This window comes from Vibrio sp. 2134-1 (assembly GCF_033339495.1).
Genome location: NZ_JAWOUS010000002.1, coordinates 110462 through 133238, shown reverse-complemented (window position 1 = coordinate 133238; position 22777 = coordinate 110462). Strand labels below are relative to the sequence as shown.

Annotated in this window: 19 protein-coding genes; 9 read left to right on the top strand and 10 right to left on the bottom strand. The window is 47.1% G+C overall.

The window, feature by feature from the left end:
* Positions 1–13 precede the first annotated feature (13 nt).
* From R7R78_RS02985 to R7R78_RS02950, 8 genes are all read right to left on the bottom strand, one after another.
* A complete protein-coding gene (locus R7R78_RS02985) occupies positions 14–2035 on the bottom strand; it encodes a tetratricopeptide repeat-containing diguanylate cyclase (protein WP_080996206.1) in 2022 nt (673 codons plus the stop codon).
* A 462-nt stretch (positions 2036–2497) separates the two neighbouring features.
* Complete coding sequence (locus tag R7R78_RS02980) at positions 2498–3256, bottom strand: SDR family oxidoreductase (RefSeq protein ID WP_005373217.1); 759 nt, start codon at positions 3254–3256, stop codon at positions 2498–2500.
* Positions 3257–3265: 9 nt separating this feature from the next.
* Positions 3266–4162, bottom strand: coding sequence for a 3-hydroxyisobutyrate dehydrogenase (gene mmsB / locus R7R78_RS02975; protein ID WP_225473015.1), 897 nt, complete (start codon positions 4160–4162; stop codon positions 3266–3268).
* 19 nt (positions 4163–4181) lie between these two features.
* Positions 4182–5312 (bottom strand): enoyl-CoA hydratase/isomerase family protein, encoded by a 1131-nt coding sequence (locus R7R78_RS02970; protein ID WP_225473013.1) that lies wholly within the window; start codon positions 5310–5312, stop codon positions 4182–4184.
* A gap of 10 nt (positions 5313–5322) precedes the next feature.
* Entirely contained in the window at positions 5323–6099 is a 777-nt protein-coding gene (locus R7R78_RS02965) for an enoyl-CoA hydratase (protein ID WP_225473011.1), read from the bottom strand.
* Between the two features lie 49 nt (positions 6100–6148).
* A complete protein-coding gene (locus tag R7R78_RS02960; protein ID WP_005382663.1) occupies positions 6149–7303 on the bottom strand; it encodes an acyl-CoA dehydrogenase family protein in 1155 nt (384 codons plus the stop codon).
* A gap of 93 nt (positions 7304–7396) precedes the next feature.
* Complete coding sequence (locus tag R7R78_RS02955; protein ID WP_042523587.1) at positions 7397–8890, bottom strand: CoA-acylating methylmalonate-semialdehyde dehydrogenase; 1494 nt, start codon at positions 8888–8890, stop codon at positions 7397–7399.
* A gap of 70 nt (positions 8891–8960) precedes the next feature.
* On the bottom strand, positions 8961–10139 hold the full coding sequence (locus R7R78_RS02950; protein WP_167416104.1) for a thiolase family protein: 1179 nt from the start codon (positions 10137–10139) through the stop codon (positions 8961–8963).
* Positions 10140–10348: 209 nt separating this feature from the next.
* On the opposite strand from R7R78_RS02950, the gene R7R78_RS02945 reads away from it, so the two are divergent.
* From R7R78_RS02945 to R7R78_RS02915, 7 genes are all read left to right on the top strand, one after another.
* Complete coding sequence (locus R7R78_RS02945; RefSeq protein WP_005373242.1) at positions 10349–10735, top strand: MerR family transcriptional regulator; 387 nt, start codon at positions 10349–10351, stop codon at positions 10733–10735.
* A gap of 45 nt (positions 10736–10780) precedes the next feature.
* Complete coding sequence (locus R7R78_RS02940) at positions 10781–11950, top strand: isovaleryl-CoA dehydrogenase (protein ID WP_213869863.1); 1170 nt, start codon at positions 10781–10783, stop codon at positions 11948–11950.
* Between the two features lie 114 nt (positions 11951–12064).
* The gene (locus R7R78_RS02935) at positions 12065–13672 is read left to right on the top strand and encodes a carboxyl transferase domain-containing protein (RefSeq protein WP_225473009.1); all 1608 of its coding nucleotides are present in this window, start codon (positions 12065–12067) and stop codon (positions 13670–13672) included.
* Positions 13673–13776: 104 nt separating this feature from the next.
* Positions 13777–14559: an enoyl-CoA hydratase-related protein gene (locus R7R78_RS02930; RefSeq protein WP_225473007.1), complete on the top strand. Its 783-nt coding sequence runs from the start codon at positions 13777–13779 to the stop codon at positions 14557–14559.
* Positions 14552–16600 carry an acetyl/propionyl/methylcrotonyl-CoA carboxylase subunit alpha gene (locus tag R7R78_RS02925; protein ID WP_225473005.1) on the top strand — a complete coding sequence of 683 codons (2049 nt, stop codon included), beginning with the start codon at positions 14552–14554 and terminating at the stop codon, positions 16598–16600. The genes R7R78_RS02930 and R7R78_RS02925 overlap by 8 nt, the downstream gene beginning before the upstream one ends.
* On the top strand, positions 16581–17483 hold the full coding sequence (locus R7R78_RS02920; RefSeq protein WP_213869867.1) for a hydroxymethylglutaryl-CoA lyase: 903 nt from the start codon (positions 16581–16583) through the stop codon (positions 17481–17483). The genes R7R78_RS02925 and R7R78_RS02920 overlap by 20 nt, the downstream gene beginning before the upstream one ends.
* Before the next feature lie 173 nt (positions 17484–17656).
* The gene (locus tag R7R78_RS02915) at positions 17657–17977 is read left to right on the top strand and encodes a DUF1840 domain-containing protein (protein WP_025767896.1); all 321 of its coding nucleotides are present in this window, start codon (positions 17657–17659) and stop codon (positions 17975–17977) included.
* Positions 17978–18075: 98 nt separating this feature from the next.
* Here the strand turns inward: R7R78_RS02915 and R7R78_RS02910 are convergent, their stop codons facing one another.
* Positions 18076–18942, bottom strand: coding sequence for a mechanosensitive ion channel family protein (locus R7R78_RS02910; protein ID WP_005373258.1), 867 nt, complete (start codon positions 18940–18942; stop codon positions 18076–18078).
* Between the two features lie 334 nt (positions 18943–19276).
* On the opposite strand from R7R78_RS02910, the gene R7R78_RS02905 reads away from it, so the two are divergent.
* Positions 19277–19825: a sugar O-acetyltransferase gene (locus tag R7R78_RS02905; RefSeq protein WP_213869868.1), complete on the top strand. Its 549-nt coding sequence runs from the start codon at positions 19277–19279 to the stop codon at positions 19823–19825.
* Positions 19826–19834: 9 nt separating this feature from the next.
* Here the strand turns inward: R7R78_RS02905 and R7R78_RS02900 are convergent, their stop codons facing one another.
* A complete protein-coding gene (locus R7R78_RS02900; RefSeq protein ID WP_318070176.1) occupies positions 19835–21268 on the bottom strand; it encodes a PLP-dependent aminotransferase family protein in 1434 nt (477 codons plus the stop codon).
* Between the two features lie 136 nt (positions 21269–21404).
* Here R7R78_RS02900 and R7R78_RS02895 point away from each other — a divergent pair, with 136 nt between their 5' ends.
* Positions 21405–22769 carry a cytochrome ubiquinol oxidase subunit I gene (locus R7R78_RS02895; protein ID WP_005373264.1) on the top strand — a complete coding sequence of 455 codons (1365 nt, stop codon included), beginning with the start codon at positions 21405–21407 and terminating at the stop codon, positions 22767–22769.
* Positions 22770–22777 lie beyond the last annotated feature (8 nt).

The following is a 22777-nucleotide window of genomic DNA, read 5'->3' as shown; positions in this document are numbered from 1 at the left end:
CTTTTGATTTCTGTTACGCTAGCGAGCGACCTTTCACGCAGTTGCGTCCGTTCGCTTTCGCTTGATAAAGCAATTTATCGGCCTGATCGCAAAGTGATTTAAAGCTCATCTCATTATCTTCAGTGGTAACGACTCCAAAACTACAGGTCACTCTCACTTCTTCTTTCTGTTCCGTAACAAAGCAATGTAGGGATAAAGCGCTACGTAAACGTTCGGCAGTAATAAGAGCGTTTTCATGGTCTGTATTGGGCATAACAACAACAAACTCTTCACCACCAAAGCGAGCAACAATGTCGTTCTCACGTACAGTTTCCTCCAACACTTTGGCAACGCCCGTTAGTACGGTATCTCCAAACACATGCCCATAGGTATCATTTACCTGCTTGAAATAATCCACATCGATTAACGCTAAAGTTACTGGCCCCGATTGTGGTTTATTTGGCACCATTTTCTGTTTATCGAGTTTGCTATCTACCCATTTATTTAAAGCTAGATAACCGTACTTAACTTGCTCGACTTGCTCAAAAACAAAGTGTTGTATTTTTTCTTGCTTAGATTGAGGTACCGGTTTCTCTTTTCGCTCACGCCTCACTTCTACTGGCTTAGTGAACCAGTCCTCTAAAAAACCGCGATTGAACAACCCTGTCAATGTGTCTGTCTTTGCGAGGCGACGCATTCTCAAACGCGAGCGATTGACGACGAGAAATATTACCGCCATCAAAAATAGAACACCGATGAGCGCAAGTAGCGCTTCACCCAATAAGTAAAAAGTACGACGGTTATTTTCTAGCTCCATACGCTGCAACACATTGTTCCAGTTGAGATCTTCGTTCTCATATTCAAGTCGTTCCAATTCAAATAACGTCTGCTGGCGCTCAAGATTTTCAACTTCTCTTTGATTGCTAAATTGGATAAATTTATCGTGATAGTTACCGTAAGTTTCGAATGCTAGTTTAAAGTCATTGCTCCCCGCATAGGCCATAGCGGCGACTTTTAGTAGCTCCATTTGCTGTTGCTTGACGTATCGACTCTCTATAATCTCCGGCAGCATTGGCGCGATCATCGCTAAAAGTATTTCAAATTGCTGCTGCTCTAACATATATTCGGCTTGTAACAACTTAAATGTTGCCAAATACGCGCTAGACGTTTCTCTGTACTGTAAATTCTCCGCCAGCTTCAAGTGGTTAACCATCTTCTTTTCTTGATTCGTCTCGCGATATAAAGCTGCAAGTTCAAGGTTAACTCGAAATCTAAAGCGTCCATCACCGATAATTTGAGCCAGCTTTAACGCTCGCTGATATGACGCTATCGCCTCTTCGTATTGGAACTGTGCTTTATGAAGTTTCGCTATCGTCAAAACGCTCAACAACTCATTGAACGACATACGCCTATCCCTAAAATAGCGATATGCTTGTTCCAAAAGCGCCTCAGATCGGTCGTAACCCTGAATTTTGACAAGTACGTCACCTAGCTCTAGTGCTGCACGTTCGACCAGCCCGTGAACACCTGAAGATTCAGCCACATCCATGGACGACATAAGTGCAGCATAGGATTTTTTAAACTCACCTTGCTCATCGTAATAGCGTCCTTTTAGCAACAGGATTTCTGATTCAAGTTGCTTATCACCATTCTCACGCGATGTTTCCAACAAGCTATCCAACGCAGAAAGCGCGGTATCGATATCGCTCTTTCCAACCATAGTTCGCATCTGAATCAACTTAAACAGGAGATACTCATGGCTCTGTGGACGCACAAGCTCCAATCCTTTTTGAACGACACTCTGACTCTCTTCTACGCGCCCTAGCAGCTCTAAAACCGTGGCCTTGGCAAGCCAGTAACGCACCAACAGCGCTGTTGGTTGGTTTTGTAGTAAAGACTCTTCTTCTAACGCTTCAATCAAAGCTAAAGAACTCTGAGGTAATGCGTAAATTTGATTTTCGATGCCTTCTAACGACTGTAAAAACTTACCTTCCTGTTCCACCTTTTCTGTGGAGGCCTGAACAGAAAAACACAGACACCCCAATAATAGCGGCATCGTCCTAAGCGAATGAAATAGTGACATTATTGCTCTTCCCTAATGGGTAGTTACTTCAGTGTAATTGAGAATTCTGATTATTTATTATTAAGACAACTGAAGGTTATTCAGTCAGCCTCATATTCCCATGTATTTTGCGCTGAATAATAAATCACCATCTTTAGATGCCGAAATAGTTTTCGGTTACAATATGACCAATAAGAATGTTTTTTACACACCAAGAATGACGATCTCGTTAGTGAGACAAAAGATCGTCTTAGTTGTGAGTTGATACATTTACATGACAAGCAATATAGAACTAACCATTCACATTAGAAATAGAATCAATTTTTATACCGTTCGATGAGATAGCAGTCGACCATGCATCCAATACATTTTTCAGATAGAAGCAATAAAAGAAAGGAGAAAATGGAAGGAAGCGGACAATCAAACTCGCTCCCCTTTTTTATGTTGCAGAGGGGGTTACATTCGCATTCCGCCATCGACTTCGAACACTCGTCCGGTCACGAATTCGTTGGTTAACACGTATTTTATGGTCGATGAAATTTCATCCGCCAAACCTAAACGTCCAACTGGAATCATTCCGATTAAACGTTCCATCGCTTCAGGTTTTATTTGGTCTGTCATGGCAGTTTTGATGACACCCGGAGCAATCGCCACTGAGCGAATTCCGAAACGCCCTAACTCTTTCGCCCACACCGTTGCCATGGTGGCTACCGCCGCTTTAGATGCTGAATAGTTGGTTTGACCAATATTCCCGGCACGCGCAACGCTGGATATGTTGATCAGAACCCCTTTGCTATCGGTGTTCAGCATTACCTTGCTCGCTTCACGGCCACACAGGAAAGTGCCTGTTACATTCACATCTAGAACAGACTGAAATTGTTCCAGCGACATCGTGTTAACCTGACCATCTTTGACTTTAATGAACATACCATCACGCATAATACCTGCGTTATTGATAACGCCATTGAGCTGCTTGAAATCTGCCTCAATTTGCTCAAAAGCAGTGCACACCTGCTGTTCGTCAGTCACGTTCGTCACATAAAAACGAGCGGTAACGCCGAGAGATTCACATTCCGCTTTCGTTTCAGCCAGTTGATCTGAATTGAGGTCGATAAGCGCAAGATGAACGCCATTTTCCGCCAGTGACAGTGCCATTTGTTTACCCAGCCCCTGCCCTGCCCCCGTGATCGCAATGACCTTATTTGCTAACTCCATAAGCGCTCCTTAGGCCTGATTTTGCTTTTGGTAGAACTCAAACAAGCTTGAAAAATCTTTTTGCCCGTTGCCCTGACCGTTGTGAAAATTAAACAGATTACGAGCCAAGCTGCCCATTGGCGTTGATGTTTGACTGGCAACCGCCGCTTCCATCGCAAGACCCAGATCTTTAGCCATTAACTGGCTCATAAAGCCGCCTTGATAACCATTGCTTGCAGGCGTATTTTCCATCACACCTGGACAAGGGTTATACAGCTCTAGCGCCCAGTTACGCCCTGAACTTTGCAACATGATGTCGGAAAGCACTTTGGGATCGAGTCCGTTTTCCATCCCTAAATTGAGTGCTTCACAGGTGCCGCTCATCAAAATGCCCAACATCATGTTATTGCAGATCTTCGCCACCTGACCAGCTCCAGCATCGCCTGCATGGAAGATGTTTTTACCCATGTGGCTAAGCACCGCTTTGGCTTGAACAAAGTTCTCTTGTGAGCCGCCAACAATGAAAGTTAACGTACCTGCTGCTGCGCCCGCAACGCCACCAGATACTGGTGCATCAACAAAACTGATACCAAGTTGCGATGCTTTTTCGCCAACCAAACGAGCAGTCGCCGGATCGATGGTGGAAGAATCAATCAGCAAGGTACCTGATTCGACGCTATCTAAGATGCCATCTTGACCAAGATAAACGCTTTGAACGTGTTGGCTCGCTGGCAGCATAGTGACAACCACGTCAACACCTTGTACTGCCTGCTGAACGGAATCGGCACTTGAAGCGCCCAATGCGGTCAACTCCTCAACTGCGTTTGGGTTCAAATCAAATACTTCGACGTTCAAGCCCACTTTGAGTAGATTCTTAGCCATAGGCGCACCCATGTTACCAAGGCCAATAAATGCAATTTTGTCCATATCGTATTTCTTCCTTGTACTAAAGTGCCGCTATAGCTACCGACGATGCGGTCAGTGGGTATTCTGCTGAGTCAATTGGCGAGAAGAAGCGCTCCAAAACTTGTGGCGTTACGTCAGAAACCGTGCGATGTTGCCAAGTCGGTTGATTGGTTTTATCAATAATCAGCGCACGAACCCCTTCTCTAAAATCACCTTCTAAGCCACAACGTAGTGTTAGGTTAAACTCCATATCAAAACACGCTTTCAAAGAGAGATTTTGATACTGCGTTAACTGCTGATAAGTGATACTGAGCGACAACGGACTGCCATAGTTCAGTGACTTCTGCGCATTGACGAACCACTTGTTATCAACGTTAGCACTGCTGATTGCGTCAACAATTGACGCTAAGTCACCCGAACATAACTGCTCAATCAATTCCGCATAGGGCATCAACATCCCTTCGCTTGGCTCATCAACTTGTACCGAACGCAGCATAGTGGCGATTTTTTCATTAATGTTTGCTTCATCTTGCCAACTTACCGATGCAAGCAGATCCAGCAGCACTTGCTTGTTTTCTGGCTGTGCAATCCATTGGCTTAACCCCAACGCTTTCATATCTGTTGCGTTAATTTGGCAAGCCGTCAAACTTAAGAACAGTGCCAAATGTTTTGGCAACTGGTTTAGGAAGTACGTCGCGCCTACATCTGGGTAAAGGCCAATTTTAATCTCTGGCATTGCAAAGCGTGTGGTCGTTTCTGCAACGCGATGGCTAGCACCCATAAATAAGCCCACACCGCCGCCCATCAAATAACCATGTCCCCACGCGATGATCGGTTTTGGATAAGTATGAATAAGATGGTCACAGCGATATTCGAGGTCAAAGAAGGTTTCCATCGCTGAAAACGCAGAATCAAAGTCTTGCTCTTTGTTTTCAAGTGCACGGTAGATCGCTTGAATATCACCACCAGCACAAAACGCTTTTTCACCTTGAGCATGCAAGAATACCGCGATGACGCTGTCGTCCGTTTGCCATTCATTAAGCTGTTTGTACAACTTCTCAATCATCACGTAACTCAACGCGTTGAGAGCTGCTGGGTTATCAAGCTCTAGCACACCAATAACAGAGCCATCAGCGCACTCAAGTTTTGAAACATTTACTGTACCTGTCATTTGGCCTCCGCTAGCTGTTTGTCCATTGTGGCTTGCGCTTTTGCAAAAACGCATTCACACCCTCAGTCTGATCTTGTGTATTGAACAGCTGTAAAAACAGTTCACGCTCCAAAACCAATCCAGCTGCATGAGTTTGGCTGCGTCGACCTTGAATTAGCGTTTTGCACGCTGACACAGATTTCGGTGATTGACCTGCAACACGCTGTGCTAGCCCCATAGCCGCTTCGAGTGCTTGACCTTTCGCCACCACCTCTTCGACTAACCCAATTTTTTCCGCTCGCTCGGCCGTCACACGCTCGCCACACAGGATCATACGCTTCGCCCAACCTTCACCTACCAACGCGGTCAGGTTTTGCGTCCCGCCCGCACACGGCAACAAGCCTACCGATGCTTCAGGAAGTGCCATTTGTACTTGTTCTTCTGCGATGCGAATGTCACACGCCATCGCCACTTCCAAACCGCCGCCCATCGCGTAACCATTAATTGCTGCGATGGAAACACCATCGAACGCAGACAGCGCTTCAAAGGCTTCACCAAATGCGAACGCCATATCTGCGGCTTGCGATTTATCGCCGGATGCAAAGTTGTTGAGATCCGCTCCAGCAGAAAAGAATTTCTCGCCTTCGCCTGTTAATACCAACGCATAAATGGAGCGATCATTACTGAGTTCAATCGCCAACTCTTTTAGCTGATTCAAAGATTCAAGCGTCCAGGTGTTTGCTGGCGGGTTACTAATCGTGAGCTTGGCAATGTGCGCTTCACGCTCTAGTTTGATTTGTGCCGTCATAATCTTTCAGTCCTTTTTAATTTCTTTAGGTAAGGCTGTGTCTCGCTGACTAAAGCAGCTCAACGCCTTCCGTTAGTAATCGTCTTGCGACGATCAGACGCATGATTTCGTTGGTACCTTCAAGGATTTGGTGAACACGAACGTCTCGGAAATGGCGCTCGACTGGATATTCTTTGATGTAGCCATAGCCACCGTGAATTTGCAGCGCCTGATCGCAGACTTTAAAGCCCACATCAGTAGCAAAGCGTTTTGCCATGGCACAGTACGCACTTTTTTCTGCGTGCTGGGCATCGAGTTTAGCGGCAGCGAGTCGCACCATTTGACGCGCAGCGACCAGCTCAGTCGCCATATCAGCAAGCTTGAACTGCAACGCTTGAAATTGCGCCAGTGAACGGCCGAACTGTTTGCGTTCGGTCATGTATTGTTTGGCTTCGTTCAGAGCTTGTTGCGCAGTACCGACGGAACAAGTGGCGATATTGATTCGGCCGCCATCCAGACCAAGCATGGCGAACTTAAAGCCTTCTCCCTCTTCACCCAACAGATAGTCAGCCGGAATACGAACATTTTCGAAGGTAATCATGCGAGTTGGCTGGCAGTTCCAACCCATTTTGGCTTCTTTTTTACCGTAGCTAATGCCTTCGCAATCAGCAGGAACAACGAATGCAGAAACGCCACCCGCTCCTTCACCACACGAACGCGCCATCACGACCAATACATCTGTATCACCCGCGCCAGAGATAAACACTTTTGCGCCATTGAGGACAAACTCATCGCCATCACGCACTGCGCTAGTCGTTAGAGAAGCGGCGTCAGAGCCGGCATTAGGTTCGGTTAAACAGTAGGAAGCGAGCTTTTCACCCGAAATTAGATCCGCGCTAAATTGCTGCGCCACTTCGGCTTTGGCAAAGCTGGTGATCATCCACGTCGCCATGTTGTGAATGGTCATAAACGCAGTAGTCGCGGTACAACCCATAGCCAACTGCTCGAAAATGATCGCCGCATCCAAACGAGATAACCCCAAGCCACCATGCTCTGGCGGCGTATAGATGCTCAGAAAACCAAGTTCACCTGCTTGACGCAGTACATCTTTAGGGAAATGATGGTTTTCATCCCACTCGGCCGCATGAGGCGCTAACATTTGGTCTGCAAACTGCTTTGCTACTTCGGCAAACGCGAGTTGATCTTCGTTTAATTCAAAATCCATCTTGAAGTCCTAAGGTCTAATTCGTTGCATTTGTATCCGAGCCAAGCCCACTTAAACGGTGGCGCTTGGCTAGAGGTGTCGCTAATCCAGTAATTAGCTAAGTTGAATGGTCATGTTTGGACCGCTCGGAATGTCATCTTCAAACCAACGCGCGGTGACAGTTTTCGTCTCGGTGTAGAAGCGAACCGCTTGTTTACCGTAAGCATGCAGGTCGCCGTAGAAGCTGCCTTTCCACCCAGTAAACGAGAAGAACGGCAATGGCACCGGAATCGGCACGTTGATGCCTACGTTACCTACTTCGATATTGTGTTGATACTTTCTCGCGGCAGCGCCGTTCGCCGTGAAAATAGACGTACCATTACCAAAGCGGTTTGCATTGATCAGTTCAATCGCTTCATCTAGGTCATCCACTTCCATAGTTAACAGTACAGGCCCGAAAATTTCTTCCTGATAAATCGACATGTCTGTGGTCACGTTGGTAAACAGTGTTGGCCCCACCCAGTTACCGTTCGGGAAGCCAGGTACTTGGCAATCTGTCCCGTCCAGAACACAATTCGCGCCTGACGCTTTGCCTTCATTAATCAGATTCACCACTCGCTGCTTCGCTTGAGGGCTAATCAGTGGACCATAACCGGCGGTTTCATCATCCCACGCGCCAGGCTGAACCTGAGCTAACGCCTCTTTAAGCTCTGGAATCCATTCTTTGGTTTCGCCGACAAATACGGCAACCGAAATAGCCATACAGCGTTGGCCTGCAGCACCAACTGACGCGCCAACTAGGTTATTGATGACTTGCTGTTTGTTTGCATCCGGCATGATGACCATGTGGTTCTTAGCACCTGCAAATGACTGCACGCGTTTCAGGTTGTCTGTACCTGTTTTGTAGATGTACTCACCAACGGGCACAGAGCCAACAAAAGAGATCGCACGAACAACTGGATCAGTCAGAATGCGGTCGACTTGCTCTTTGGTCCCGTGAACAACTTGCAATACGCCTTTTGGTGCGCCAGTTTGTTCAAACAGCTCCGCCAGTTTCATTGCCGTTAGTGGCACTTGCTCTGACGGCTTCAAAATAAAGGTGTTGCCACAAGCGATCGCCATCGGGAACATCCACAATGGAATCATCGCAGGGAAGTTAAACGGTGTAATGCCAGCACAAACGCCGAGCGGTTGAATGTAAGAGTAACCATCAATATTGGTCGCGACGTTCTCAACCGTTTCGCCCATCATTGAGCTACAAATGTTCGCCGCTTGTTCTACGACTTCAATCCCACGCCAAATGTCACCCTTTGCATCCGCGAGGGTTTTGCCTGTCTCACTTGAAAGCAGTATCGCCAACTCATCGTGTTGCTCTTTTAGCAAATGTTGGTAACGCAGCATCAATCTAGCACGCTCCGGCGCTGCAACTTCTTTCCAGCGTTTGAACGTTTCTGTTGCGCTGGCAATCGCCGCATTCATTTCCGATTCCGTGGCACAAGGTACTTGTGCAATCACTTCGTTGGTTGCCGGGTTGGTTACATCTAGCCATTGTTTTGAATCGGAGATGGCAAATTCACCACCGATATACTGCTTTACTTGTTCTGTCATGATGACATCCTTGTATTTTTCAGCTTGTTACGGACTACTGTTATGTAAGTGAAACTTTGTTGAGAGTGATTTAGCAGATTTCAATCGCGATAGCGGTTGCCTCGCCGCCGCCAATACAAAGCGATGCAACGCCACGCTTACCACCAGTTTGTTTTAGTGCATGAATCAAAGTGACAAGGATTCGATTGCCACTTGCGCCTATTGGATGCCCCAGCGCACAAGCCCCTCCGCGAGGGTTCACTTTGCTCTCGTCCAGTTCGAGAGCTTTCACCGCGTATTGAGTCACGACAGCAAAAGCTTCATTGATTTCCCAAAGGTCCACGTCTGATTTGTCCCAGCCCGTTTTTTCCAGCAGCGATTCAATCGCGAAGACTGGTGCGATGGTGAACTCATCAGGCTGCCTTGCATGCGTGCTGTACGCGACAATTTTGGCTAGAGGCTGAAGGTTTTCCTGACGACCAAAATCACTATCGACTAAGATCATTGCCGACGCACCATCCGAAATGGAACTAGAGTTTGCTGCGGTTACGCCGCCATCTTTGGCAAACGCAGGGCGTAAGGTAGGAATTTTAGTGACGTCGAGTTTGCTCGGTTGCTCATCATCTACAACCAAGGTTTCGCCGCGCCGACTTTTTACGTTAACAGGCACGATCTCTTCTTTGAACAAACCTTGTTCGATTGCTTGCTGCGCACGAGTCACCGACTGCTGCGCCCAGGCATCCATACTTTCACGGCTAAACTGATACTTTTGCGCCGTCTGTTCTGCAAAGACACCCATCAGCTCACCTTGGTAGGCATCCTGCAACCCGTCATAAAACATGTGATCAAGCACTTGCTCGTGACCTAAACGGAAACCATCACGCGCTTTCTTTAATAGATAAGGAGAAGACGACATGTTTTCCATGCCACCAGCGATGACAGCATGCGCATTGCCAGATTGAATAAGGTCATATGCCAGCATGACGGTTTTCATACCCGAACCACAAACTTTGTTCAGTGTCGTACAACCAATCGATTGTGGCATTTCAGCTTTAAGACTTGCTTGTCTTGCAGGCGCTTGCCCCACACCGGCGGTTAAAACGCATCCCATCAACACTTCGTCTATTTTGTGCACATCGAGTTGGCTTTCGGCTAGCGCCCCTTGAATGGCTTTCGCACCGAGTTCCGTGACATCTGTTGAAGCTAATGCACCTTGAAAAGAGCCGATAGGCGTTCGCTTAGCGGCAACAATCCATGTTTCATTTTTCATTCCATTAACCTTTTGTTGACGTTTACGTCATAACTATACTAACATTTACGTTAACGTCAAGTTTGAGGTTATTGTTTGTTCGAGTGATTCTTTGATTTCGAGTAAATACGAGTGATATCAAGGCTCAAGAGTGGATGTTGTTTGTTTACTTTAACGTTAACGAATTGTATATTCATGTAAATGTTATACGAAAGTCGTAAGGTTAAGGAATGAACACATTTAAGATCAGCGAGCTCGCGAAAGAGTTCGACATTACTACTCGAAGCATTCGCTTCTACGAAGATTTAGGTCTCCTAACTCCAGAACGTAAAGGCAACACTCGAATCTACAATGGTCGTGATCGAATTCGACTAAAACTGATTTTGCGAGGTAAGCGATTGGGCTTTTCTCTTGCAGATATCAAAGAGTTATTTGAACTCTACGATACCGATCAAAGTACTGAGCAGTTGAACTATATGATTCGGTTGATCGAAGAGAAGAAGGCAGCATTGCAACAGCAAGCAAACGACATTCAAGCGGTAATGATGGAGTTAAATGCTGCGCAGTTGCGATGCCAAAACACACTGAGATCCATGAAAGGCGAAAAAGTCACCTAACACCTCAACTCTGGGATGTAGGTGACGTAAAGGCAAGGACACGCAATGAAATCTACCTACTCTTCCCTGAACTTTGTTTATGACGAAAATACCGATTTGCTTCGCGAGCAAATCAATAGTTTTGCTGCAAGAGAAATTGCGCCGCTAGCGCAATCTATCGACCAAACTAACGACTTTCCAAACCATCTTTGGTCCAAATTAGGTGACATGGGTCTTTTAGGTGTAACCACCAGCGAAGAGTTTGGTGGTGCAGGCATGGGCTATCTCGCCCACGTTATCGCTATGGAAGAAATCAGCCGAGCATCCGCTTCGGTTGCGTTAAGTTACGGCGCTCACTCCAACCTTTGCGTCAACCAAATCCACCGTAACGGCACACAAGCGCAAAAAGAGAAATACCTACCTAAGCTCATCTCCGGTGAACATATCGGCGCCCTTGCAATGAGTGAACCCGGCGCCGGCTCTGATGTGGTCTCTATGCAGCTTAAAGCCGAACGTAAAGGCGATATTTTCCTGCTAAACGGCAACAAAATGTGGATCACCAACGGCCCTGATGCACACACCTATGTTGTCTACGCCAAAACCGACCCAAGCCAGCACTCCAAAGGCATCACGGCATTTATTGTGGAACGCGGATTCCCTGGATTTACTCAAGCACAAAAACTCGACAAGTTGGGTATGCGCGGCTCGAATACGTGTGAGCTGGTCTTTCAAAACTGCGAAGTCCCTGCGGAAAATATTCTCGGCGAAGAAAACCAAGGCGTGAAAGTATTGATGAGCGGCCTCGACTACGAACGTGTGGTGCTTGCAGGCGGCCCACTTGGCATCATGCAGGCGTGTATGGATACCGTTGTGCCTTACATTCACGACCGTAAACAGTTCGGTAAATCCATCGGTGAATTCCAGCTAGTTCAAGCAAAAATCGCGGATATGTACACACAAATGAATGCCGCTAAAGCGTATGTTTACGCCGTCGCTGCCGCTTGTGATCGCGGTGAAACCACACGTAAAGATTCTGCTGGCGCGATCCTCTACAGCGCAGAGCTGGCAACCAAGATGGCACTGGATGCGATTCAACTACTTGGCGGTAACGGCTACATCAACGAGTTTGATACGGGCCGTTTGTTGCGAGATGCCAAGCTGTATGAAATCGGTGCGGGCACTTCAGAAATTCGCCGCATGCTTATTGGTCGCGAATTGTTTAACGAAAGCGCCTAATCAACATACCTAGGCGTTCTGAATCTAAATAAATTCCTTATTCAACCTAAATCTTATTCAACATAGATAAAGGCGGGTGGTGTCACCCGTCTACCGAATGGAGATCGGCTATTTATGGCTTGTTTGACGACCAATATTAATACCCATTCAGAGCAGTATCAGGAAAACTACCGCTCTATGGCGTCACTTGTAGATCAACTTTATACCGTGACTGCCCAAATAGAAGATGGTGGCGGTGAGAAAGCCCGCGAGCATCAGCAGAAGAAAGGCAAACTTCCGGTACGTGAGCGCATTCTTGCCCTACTCGACCCTTGTTCGTCCTTTCTAGAAATTGGTCAATTTGCTGGCTGGGATGTGTATCCAGATTACGTTCCATGTGCTGGAGTGGTTGCAGGTGTGGGTGTGATTGACGGCACTGAGTGCATGATCGTCGCGAACGACGTGACGGTAAAAGGCGGCAGTTACTACCCACTCACCGTGAAAAAGCACTTAAGAGCACAAGAAATTGCAGAAAAATGCCAACTACCGTGTGTTTACTTAGTCGACTCTGGCGGCGCTAACCTACCCCGCCAAGATGAGGTATTCCCAGATAAAGACCATTTTGGCCGTATTTTCTACAACCAAGCCCGTATGTCGGCCAAAGGCACTCCACAAATTGCGGTGGTCATGGGGCTATGTACCGCTGGCGGCGCTTATGTTCCTGCCATGTGTGACGTATCCATCATAGTCAAAGAACAAGGCACGATTTTCTTGGCAGGTCCACCTCTTGTAAAAGCAGCGACTGGTGAAGAAGTCAGCGCGGAAGATCTTGGTGGCGCAGACGTTCATTGTCGCACCTCTGGTGTGGCGGACTATTATGCAGAAAATGATCACCACGCGTTAGAGTTGGCAAGACAAGCGGTTTCACAAATCAACCACTTGAAACCCGTTCAACTCAAGCAAAAAGCACCACAGGAACCACGTTTTCCTGCCCAAGAGCTGTACGGCATCGTCGGAACCGATCTCAAAAAGCCGTTTGATGTTAAAGAGGTCATTGCCCGAATTGTTGATGATTCCCAGTTCGATGAATTTAAAGCCTTGTTCGGCGAAACCTTGGTCTGTGGCTTTGCCCATATTCACGGTATGCCGATTGGCATCGTCGCTAACAACGGCATTCTATTTTCGGAATCAGCACAAAAAGGCGCGCATTTTATTGAGCTGTGCGCACAACGCAAAATTCCTCTGCTCTTCTTACAGAACATCACGGGCTTTATGGTCGGTCAGAAGTACGAAGCCGAAGGCATCGCCAAACATGGTGCGAAAATGGTAACTGCTGTTGCGTGTGCAGACGTGCCGAAGTTTACCGTAGTGATTGGTGGCTCGTATGGCGCTGGGAACTACGGCATGTGTGGCCGCGCTTATGATCCAACCATGATGTGGATGTGGCCAAACGCGCGCATCTCCGTCATGGGTGGAGAGCAAGCGGCTGGCGTGATGGCGCAAGTGACCCGCGATATCAAAACTCGCAAAGGCGAAAGCTGGAGCGCGGAGGAAGAAGAAGCGTTCAAACGTCCAATTGCGGAGCAATATCAGACTCAAAGCCACGCTTATTACGCCAGTGCTCGTTTGTGGGACGACGGCATTATTGACCCTGCGAAAACCCGTGATGTTGTCGGCATTGCTCTGTCTGCTGCGCTTAATGCGCCGATACCAGACAGCAAATTTGGCATCTTCCGTATGTAGTCGGATGCAAGGCAAACCTTAACTCCTCGCGAATACTGATGTTTAACAAGTAATGGTTAGCGAGCATTGAAATACAGACTGAAATATCAGACAAAGGAAGTCACATGACCGGACTACTGCTTGAAAAAGACAGCAATGGCGTTGCTTGGTTGAGCCTCAATCGACCAGAGAAACACAACGCGTTTAATGATGAATTAATTGCTTCACTTATCGAAACCTTGGAAAAACTTGAGAGAGACGACTCTCTACGTGCATTGGTACTAACGGCGCAAGGGAAACACTTTTCTGCGGGTGCGGATCTTGGCTGGATGCAGTCAATGGCCACCAAAACCGAGAGTGAAAACCTGCAAGACGCACAGCAACTAGCGAAGCTCCTGCACAAACTGGATACCTTTAGCAAACCAACCATTGCTATGGTGCACGGCGCAGCATTTGGTGGTGCACTGGGGCTTATCTGCTGCTGCGATATCGCCATCGGTACGCCTGAAAGCCGCTTCTGTTTGAGTGAAGTGAAACTCGGTTTATTACCCGCCACCATCGGCCCCTACGTAATCCGAGCGATTGGACAACGACAAAGCCGACGTTACTTTTTAACCGCCGAACTGATTGATGCCGAAACCGCGCTATCGATGAATATTCTTCATCAGATCGACTCTCAACCACGTGAAGCCGTCAATCGCACCATTGACCACCTGCTTAACAACGGTCCACAAGCCATGCAGGCGGCAAAAGCACTCTGCTTACGTTGTGACAACCACCCTATCGATCACTCATTAATTGAATACACCAGCCAAGCCATTGCAACCGCCCGCGTGTCCAGTGAAGGACAAGAAGGACTGAGTGCATTTTTTGAAAAGCGCGCCGCTCATTGGAGGAATCATGTTTAAAAGAATACTGATCGCAAACCGCGGTGAAATTGCCTGCCGAATCATTAAAACCGCAAAAAGCATGGCTATCGAGACGGTTGCCGTCTATTCCGAAGCGGATCGCAGCAGCTTACATGTTAAACAAGCGGATTTCGCCGAATTTATCGGCCCTGCTCCGGCGAGTGAGTCGTATCTCGATATCGATGCGATTATCGGCGCAGCGAAAAAATGGCAAGCCGATGCTATCCACCCTGGGTATGGTTTTCTTTCCGAGAACCCGAAATTAGCCAAAGCGTGTAGTGAAAATGGCATCGTTTTTATTGGCCCTTCCACCAGCGCAATTGAAGCGATGGGCTCGAAGTCGCAAGCCAAAGCCATTATGTCAGAGGCAAACGTGCCTTTGGTTCCGGGCTATCACGGCACAGACAACAGCGTTGAGCACTTATTAGCGGAAGCGGAAAAAATCGGTTACCCAGTGATGCTTAAAGCAACCCAAGGGGGCGGCGGTAAAGGCATGCGAGTGGTCAACAGCGAAGCCGAAATGCCGCTGGCCATCGACGGTGCGCAGCGTGAAGCACTTTCAAGCTTTGGCGATAAGCAGCTTCTTGTCGAAAAATGCATATTGCAACCGCGCCACGTTGAAGTTCAGGTATTTGCTGACCAACATGGCAACTGCGTTTATCTATCTGATCGCGATTGCTCCATTCAACGTCGTCACCAAAAAGTAGTCGAAGAAGCACCAGCTCCCGGTCTTAGTGATGAACTGCGAAAACAAATGGGTGAAGCCGCGGTTCAGGCCGCGCAAGCGATCGATTATGTTGGCGCTGGTACGGTTGAATTCTTACTCGATAGCCGCGGTCAATTCTACTTCATGGAGATGAATACCCGTCTGCAAGTTGAACATCCTGTCACTGAATTGATCACCGGCGTTGATTTGGTTGAATGGCAATTCAAAGTTGCGGCTGGCGAGCATTTACCGATCTCGCAATCCGAAATCACCCATAACGGACACTCAATCGAGCTGCGAATTTACGCCGAAGATGCCGACAACGACTTTATGCCGTCGACTGGACGCATTGATTATTTACAAGAACCCATCTCAGACAGCAATGTTCGACTAGCTTGTGTGCGTGTTGATAGCGGTGTTACCCAAGGCGATACCATTAGCGAATACTACGATCCGATGATCAGCAAACTGATCGTCTGGGGGCAAACTCGTGATATCGCTCTAAAGCAGCTTAAGCAGGCGTTAACTCAATATCACGTACGTGGCGTAACGACAAACATTGGTTATCTGCACAGCATTATTTCGCTGCCAGCCTTTGCAGAGGTTGAGCTTGATACAGGTTTCCTCGTCACACATCAACAAGGCATAAATGAGCAGCAAGACGTGTCGGATTCAATCTGGCTTACATTGGCGGCGGTTGCTCGCTGGAATGATCTGATTTCAAAATCAGACAGCTCAACGTTACCCGCGCCAACCAAACGAGGTTTTAGACTGTCGGTTGACAACGTTTACCGATTTAACTTCACGGATGCCAATGCCAACCATCAAGTACGTTTGCAACAATCATCGCAAGATACAGGATCTCACTTCACTGTCCGATGCGGCGAGGATCTGCATCAGGTCATCCTGCTTGAAAGTGACAACCAGTTTATCGTCGATATTGATAATGTGCGTTACACCTTTAATGCACTTAGCGATGAACAAAGAACAACACTATTTTATCTTTGTCAGCAGCGCACGTTCGCTCATCAACCTAACTTTGACTCTGCAAAAGATGTAGATGATGAACTAAGTCCAACCGCACCACTCAACGGCATAATTTCAGCAGTTATGGTGGCTAAAGGTGACGAAGTGGCGGCGGGCGATCCGCTTTTGGTACTCGAAGCAATGAAAATGGAATACACCATTACCGCTCCGGTAGCAGCAACCGTTGATGAAGTGTTTTATCAACATGGAGACCAAGTACAGCATGGTTCCATCCTACTGCATTTAATTTCTGCACCCGATAATGTCTGTGAAGATAAGGAGCGCGAATATGCTACCAGCGAAGGTTAATATCGTCGAAGTCGGCGCTCGTGATGGTCTGCAAAATGAAACGGCAGTGACGCTGGTTGATAAAATCCGTTTGATTAACCAACTAAGCAGCAGTGGCTTAAAGCATATTGAGGCGGGATCTTTCGTCTCTCCAAGGTGGGTGCCTCAAATGGCCGATTCCGATCAGGTGTTTGCTGGTATCTCAAAAAAGCCTGACGTGGTTTATAGCGCGCTCACACCAAATCTCGCAGGGTTAGAACGTGCGCTGGAAAGCGGTGTAAAGCGAATTGCGGTGTTTGGCTCCGCTTCAGAAACGTTCAGCCAGAAGAACATCAACTGCAGCATTACCGAAAGTCTCGCTCGATTTGAACCCGTTATCGAATTGGCGAACCAGCACAACATTCCTGTACGCGGGTACTTGTCTTGTACCATGGTGTGTCCATATGAGGGAGTAATCAAGCCAGAGCAAACTACCAAGGTCGCCAATACGTTGTTTGATATGGGATGTTATGAGATTTCGCTCGGTGATACTGTCGGTAAAGCAACGCCTAATCGCGTTATCGCCATGCTGGATTCGTTGTTAACGCTACTGCCAAAAGACGCGCTCGCAGTACATTTTCATGACACTTATGGACAAGCATTAGCCAATATCTACCAAGCCTTGTTAATGGGCATCAACACCATTGATAGCGCAGTAGCGGGGCTCGGCGGCTGCCCTTACGCGAAAGGAGCCAGTGGCAATGTTGCAACGGAAGATGTACTTTATCTGTGTGAGCAACTTGGGATTGAAACAGACGTTGACCTTGGCGTCATCAATGAAGCGAGTTGGCAAATTTGCCGTGTGTTAGGAAAGTCTCCTGCTTCTAGGGTCGCATTGGCTCTGGGCGATCCGTATAGCTTGTAAATCATCAACAACCAATCAGGTAATGTATTTCATCGGGCATGCAGACGTACGTGCCCGTTTTTTATTGTTACTCATAAAAACCTTAACGCTCAACGGTCTTCATCACATTAATTAGTGCCTGATTTCAGCTACAATTTAGTTTCAAAGCGAACGTATAAAACAGGATCAGGTAAATGCTCATAACATTTCGTTGTCGAAGCCACTCAAACGTCACAATGTTTGGTGATATTGCATTAGATATGCTCAAAATGATGGGTCACAGCGGCACGGTGCCGGGATCAATTTCCGCTCAAGATGTTCCTGACGCGCTATCAAGATTAACTTCTGCTCTATCTGCGAAAAATGCAGCTGAAGAAAATCTCCATACTGATGTAGACGAAGAGGAAGAACAAGCAGAGCCCGCGGTAAGCCTAGGACGCAGAGCGTTTCCACTGATTGAGTTGCTAAAATCAGCAATCAAAGAAGAATGCGAAGTCATGTGGGACAACCAATAACGCCTTCAAACTGGTTTCTAGCGAGGTGAATCCGTGTTGTGACCGCCTCGCTATGGTTACTCGACACCAAGATAAGAACACCAATACCGCTTATCGCCCTATCCGTTTCTCTCCCTAGACAACTTGATTTGCCCATCAATGTGCACATCTCGTTGTGGAAACGCTATTTCAATGCCGTGTTTTTCGAAAGCTTCGTAGATTTCAAAACGCATGGCACTTGCGACCGAGCGAATACCGCCCTCAACCGTTGAGTTAATCCAAAAATAAGATTCGAAGATCAAAGCATTGTCACCAAAGTCTTGAAAAAACACATCTGGCGCTGGCGAACTCAGAACTTGCGCTTGCTGCGAAGTCACTTCCGCCATTAAGGCAGCAACCTGTTTGACATCGCTCCCATACGCGACACCGACAACGACCGAGCCACGAACTAATCTGTCGCATAACGTCCAGTTGATCACCACGTTCTCAATCAATTGACTGTTGGGAATGAGCATGTGAACGCCATCGGTTCGCCTGATTCGCGTTGAACGTGTATTTATTTGCTCGACAGTGCCTTTGGCGCCCTCAACCTCTAAAAAGTCCCCAATTCGGATTGGCTTTTCACCAATCAAAATCCAGCCACTTATGAAGTTGTTAATGATGTTTTGCGCACCAAAACCGAAGCCGATAGCGATGGCACCAGACAGAAAGGCAAACGCGGTAATTGGCACATTGATCATCGAAAGTGTGGTCATAAAAATAATGGCGAGAGCGATGACAAATAATATCCGTTTAACCAAATGAATGACGTTTGGGTCTTTCCCCGATGAAGACATTCTTGACGTAACGGTTTTGATCAAAATTTTGGATAACCATAAAGCGACAATGACCCATGTCGGCACCATCAATATCGCCCACAACGTGATAGGTTGTTCGTTAAAGGTAAACAGTGTTGTTTCTAAAAATGAAATGACCCGTTCGAACATAAAGTGCTCACTCTTGATTCATCGTTGCCAGCAAGCCAGAGCGCATAAGTCTTATATTTTTAGCCCAATCGATAGCGCAAGCGGCTCAATTAAGTTCTTCTTATTAACTATATAGTAATCTACGTAAAACGCTTCGAGTGGTTTCCCACTTTGGCTTCAACCGATTAAGCCATTTAGGGAGTACGTCTTTGTGAACTAAACGAGCCAATCAACCAACTTGAGACGCAAGGCAAATCAGTGATAACTTTCTGATTTTTAAGCATCAAATTTTCACTTCGAATCACTCTCACTTATTATGCACCTTATTGCAAATAACATTGATGGAATGATTGTCATGTCAGAACTGACTCGGATGCGCTCTGGAGAAACCTATAATTGTCTGGATGAAGAACTAAAGCTAATGCGCGCCAAAACCGCTCAGCTTGTCTTCCAATTTAACCAAGAGCCAAACCCAGATATCCGTAGACAACTATTGGCGGAAATGGGCGTCCAATTAAAAAACAGCGCCTGTATAGAGCCACCGCTACAACTTACCTACGGTTGTCACTTGTCCATCGGAGAAAACACCTACATCAACTGGGATGCCATTATTCTGGACAATGGGCAGGTTGAGGTTGGCGCGAACGTCATGATTGGGCCTAGAGTGCAAATTTACACAGCCGCTCATTCACTCGATACACAAAGACGCTTAGCCGGAGATGAGATCGCCAAACCGGTAAAAATCGGCAATAACGTTTGGATTGGTGGGGGCGCTATCATACTGCCAGGCGTGACCATTGGCGATGAGGCCATCGTCGGCGCTGGTTCTGTCGTAACCAAAGACGTTGCGCCGGGCGATCGAGTCGTTGGAAATCCGGCGCGCTCCATTAAACCAAAAAACTGAAGAAAGTCGCTATTTCGCCAAATGATCGCGAATAATGTTGGCAAGCAGATTGAGAGCATGAACGTATTTGTCATTGAGCTCAAAAGAAGCGTTAAGACGAATACAGTGATCGTATTGTTCTGTCAGGCTGAACATCTTTCCCGGTGCGATGCTGATATTACCTTTTAGTGCTTCTCGATATATCGGCAAGGCATCAATATGCTTGGGGAGCTCTAACCAAATAAAGTACCCACCGCTTTGGCTTAACACTTTGACTGCTTCAGGTAACAGCTCACTAAGCAGAACCGTCATCTTACTTTTACGTTCAAACAGCTTTTTCCGTAACTGCTTCAAATGCGATTCATAATTGCGGCTTGTTAAATAGTGCACCAATGTCATTTGCACTGGTGCGCTCGTCGCTAATGTACTCATTAACTGTAACTTTTGTACCTCTAGCGCCCGCTTTCCCGCCGCAACCCAACCAATACGTAGCCCTGCTATTAATGATTTTGAAAACGAGGAGCACAACATGGTATTGCCCGTGTCATCAAACATTCTTAGTGGGTAAACCGAGTCATTCCCTGGATGCAGTTCGCTGTACACATCATCTTCAATCACTGGCACGTTATATCGCTGTGTCAGCTCAATCAGCTTTTGTTTTTTCTCGTTGGTGAGCGTAAAACCCAGAGGATTTTGGAAGTTCGACATCAGCCAACATGCTTTCACATCGTGTGTTTGCAGCGCTCGTTCCAATGAATCTAGGTCAATGCCCGTGACTGGGTCTGTTCTTACTGAGAGCGCTTTCAAACCTAACCGCTCTAAGGATTGCAATGCACCATAAAATGCAGGCGATTCCACAACCACCCAATCTCCCGGTCTTGTACAAGCTTGCAAACTGAGCGTTAACGCCTCCAGCGCGCCTGCCGTAATGACAATTTCATCGGGTGAAATTTCAATGCCTTTCGCAGCATAACGCTTCGCGATGATGGTGCGTAATTGTTCGTTTCCCGGCGGTAAGTTATCAAAGGTGGTGGAAATCGGCATATTGCGAGCGGCTGCGCTCATCGCCCGATTCACGTGATAGCGTGGGTACAAACTTGGGTCTGGATAGGCAAAGCCAAAATTGATCATGGATGGATTTTTACTCGCCTGCAGAACATCAAAGATAAACTCATTGATGTCTACCTGCTCTGTCCACGAAACCGCGGCTGGCGCTTGGGGTTCATTTGAGCTCTTAATATTGGGCGCGACTCGATAACCAGATCGCGGCTGTGACGTGACCCAGCCTTGAGATTCCAGAATTTGATACGCGTGCAACACCGTCATCAAGCTCAAACCCGAGTGTTCAGATTGGCGACGCAGCGAAGGCAGCTTGTCACCCGGATGCCATATCCCCGATTTTATCTGCCTTTTAAGCTGTTCCACTAACTCTTGATACTTCGCCAAACGCAAATCCCCTTCCATAAAGCCGAATTCAAAATAATAACACTTCAATATTTAATCTGTTATAGGTTTATAGTCACTGTCTGTACCTACTTCCCTCATTCCGCTCCTTTTAAAATAGCTCTCTCATAAAACTTAAAAGATCAAAGGAAGTTTAATGTTTGGCCTCGACGCATTTATGCTTGCACGGATACAGTTCGCCTTTACGGTATCCTTTCATATTATTTTCCCCGCTATCACCATAGGTTTGGCCACCTATCTCGCCGTGCTGGAAGGCTTATGGCTAAAAACACGTAATCCCGATTACCAAAAGCTCTATCACTTCTGGTCGAAAATTTTTGCGGTTAACTTTGGAATGGGTGTTGTATCTGGTCTTGTCATGGCCTATCAATTCGGCACCAACTGGAGTGGTTTCTCCGACTTCGCTGGTTCTATCACTGGCCCATTACTGACTTATGAAGTGTTAACGGCTTTCTTTCTCGAAGCCGGATTTCTTGGCGTAATGCTGTTTGGGTGGCGTCGCGTCGGCGAAAAGCTGCACTTTTTTGCAACCTCGATGGTGGCGTTAGGAACGATCATTTCGACGTTCTGGATTCTCGCCTCCAACAGTTGGATGCAAACGCCACAAGGCTATGAAATTGTCGACGGACGTGTGGTGCCAACCGACTGGTTTGCTATCGTTTTCAATCCTTCATTTCCTTATCGTTTGGCGCACATGAGCGTCGCGGCTTTCGTCAGTTCAGCACTCTTTGTAGGCGCGTCAGCCGCTTGGCATTTATTGAGAGGCAATCAATCGACTGCGGTAAAAACCATGTTTTCGATGTCGCTCGGGATCTTAGTGTTCCTTGCGCCACTCCAAGCCGTGATTGGCGATGTGCACGGGCTAAACACTCTGGAACACCAGCCCGCCAAAATCGCTGCCATCGAAGGACATTGGGATAACAGCGATGGCAAACCAACCCCATTGATATTGTTCGGCATGCCAAACATGGAACAAGAACGCACAGACTATGCCTTAGAAATTCCTGTTTTAGGAAGTTTGATCCTACGCCACAGTTTAACTGAGCCAATCCCGGCGCTGAAAGACTTCCCGAAAGAGGAACGACCGAACTCACCTATCGTCTTTTGGTCATTTCGAATCATGGTCGGGCTAGGACTTCTGATGATTTTTCAGAGCTTCTACAGCATATGGTTACGAAAAAAGAACACGCTTTATACTTCGCGTTGGTTCCTCAAGTTTTCATTGTTTATGGGGCCATCTGGTCTTATCGCAATACTCGCTGGCTGGTTTACAACAGAGGTTGGTCGGCAACCTTGGGTCGTGTATGGCGTACAAAAAACGCGTGATGCGGTTTCTGCACACGGAGACCTACAAATGAGCATCAGCCTGCTGTGTTTCCTTGTTGTATACAGCTTGGTATTTGGTTTTGGTTATTACTACATGATCCACCAAATCAAGAAAGGCCCCGATGCAATCGAACACGATGAGCACGACATGACGACCGTTTCAGGTCGCATTTAGAATTTGTC

Bases quoted from the DNA above. Each gene is read 5' to 3' on its own strand.
- R7R78_RS02950 (WP_167416104.1), bottom strand. From the start codon at position 10,139: ATGAAAAATGAAACATGGATTGTTGCCGCTAAGCGAACGCCTATCGGC.
- R7R78_RS02980 (WP_005373217.1), bottom strand. From the start codon at position 3,256: ATGGAGTTAGCAAATAAGGTCATTGCGATCACGGGGGCAGGGCAGGGG.
- R7R78_RS02905 (WP_213869868.1), top strand. From the start codon at position 19,277: ATGTCAGAACTGACTCGGATGCGCTCTGGAGAAACCTATAATTGTCTG.
- R7R78_RS02930 (WP_225473007.1), top strand. From the start codon at position 13,777: ATGACCGGACTACTGCTTGAAAAAGACAGCAATGGCGTTGCTTGGTTG.
- R7R78_RS02960 (WP_005382663.1), bottom strand. From the start codon at position 7,303: ATGGATTTTGAATTAAACGAAGATCAACTCGCGTTTGCCGAAGTAGCA.
- R7R78_RS02915 (WP_025767896.1), top strand. From the start codon at position 17,657: ATGCTCATAACATTTCGTTGTCGAAGCCACTCAAACGTCACAATGTTT.
- R7R78_RS02985 (WP_080996206.1), bottom strand. From the start codon at position 2,035: ATGCCGCTATTATTGGGGTGTCTGTGTTTTTCTGTTCAGGCCTCCACA.
- R7R78_RS02965 (WP_225473011.1), bottom strand. From the start codon at position 6,099: ATGACGGCACAAATCAAACTAGAGCGTGAAGCGCACATTGCCAAGCTC.
- R7R78_RS02940 (WP_213869863.1), top strand. From the start codon at position 10,781: ATGAAATCTACCTACTCTTCCCTGAACTTTGTTTATGACGAAAATACC.
- R7R78_RS02910 (WP_005373258.1), bottom strand. From the start codon at position 18,942: ATGTTCGAACGGGTCATTTCATTTTTAGAAACAACACTGTTTACCTTT.
- R7R78_RS02920 (WP_213869867.1), top strand. From the start codon at position 16,581: ATGCTACCAGCGAAGGTTAATATCGTCGAAGTCGGCGCTCGTGATGGT.
- R7R78_RS02895 (WP_005373264.1), top strand. From the start codon at position 21,405: ATGTTTGGCCTCGACGCATTTATGCTTGCACGGATACAGTTCGCCTTT.
- R7R78_RS02970 (WP_225473013.1), bottom strand. From the start codon at position 5,312: ATGACAGGTACAGTAAATGTTTCAAAACTTGAGTGCGCTGATGGCTCT.
- R7R78_RS02925 (WP_225473005.1), top strand. From the start codon at position 14,552: ATGTTTAAAAGAATACTGATCGCAAACCGCGGTGAAATTGCCTGCCGA.
- R7R78_RS02945 (WP_005373242.1), top strand. From the start codon at position 10,349: ATGAACACATTTAAGATCAGCGAGCTCGCGAAAGAGTTCGACATTACT.
- R7R78_RS02955 (WP_042523587.1), bottom strand. From the start codon at position 8,890: ATGACAGAACAAGTAAAGCAGTATATCGGTGGTGAATTTGCCATCTCC.
- R7R78_RS02935 (WP_225473009.1), top strand. From the start codon at position 12,065: ATGGCTTGTTTGACGACCAATATTAATACCCATTCAGAGCAGTATCAG.
- mmsB (WP_225473015.1), bottom strand. From the start codon at position 4,162: ATGGACAAAATTGCATTTATTGGCCTTGGTAACATGGGTGCGCCTATG.
- R7R78_RS02900 (WP_318070176.1), bottom strand. From the start codon at position 21,268: ATGGAAGGGGATTTGCGTTTGGCGAAGTATCAAGAGTTAGTGGAACAG.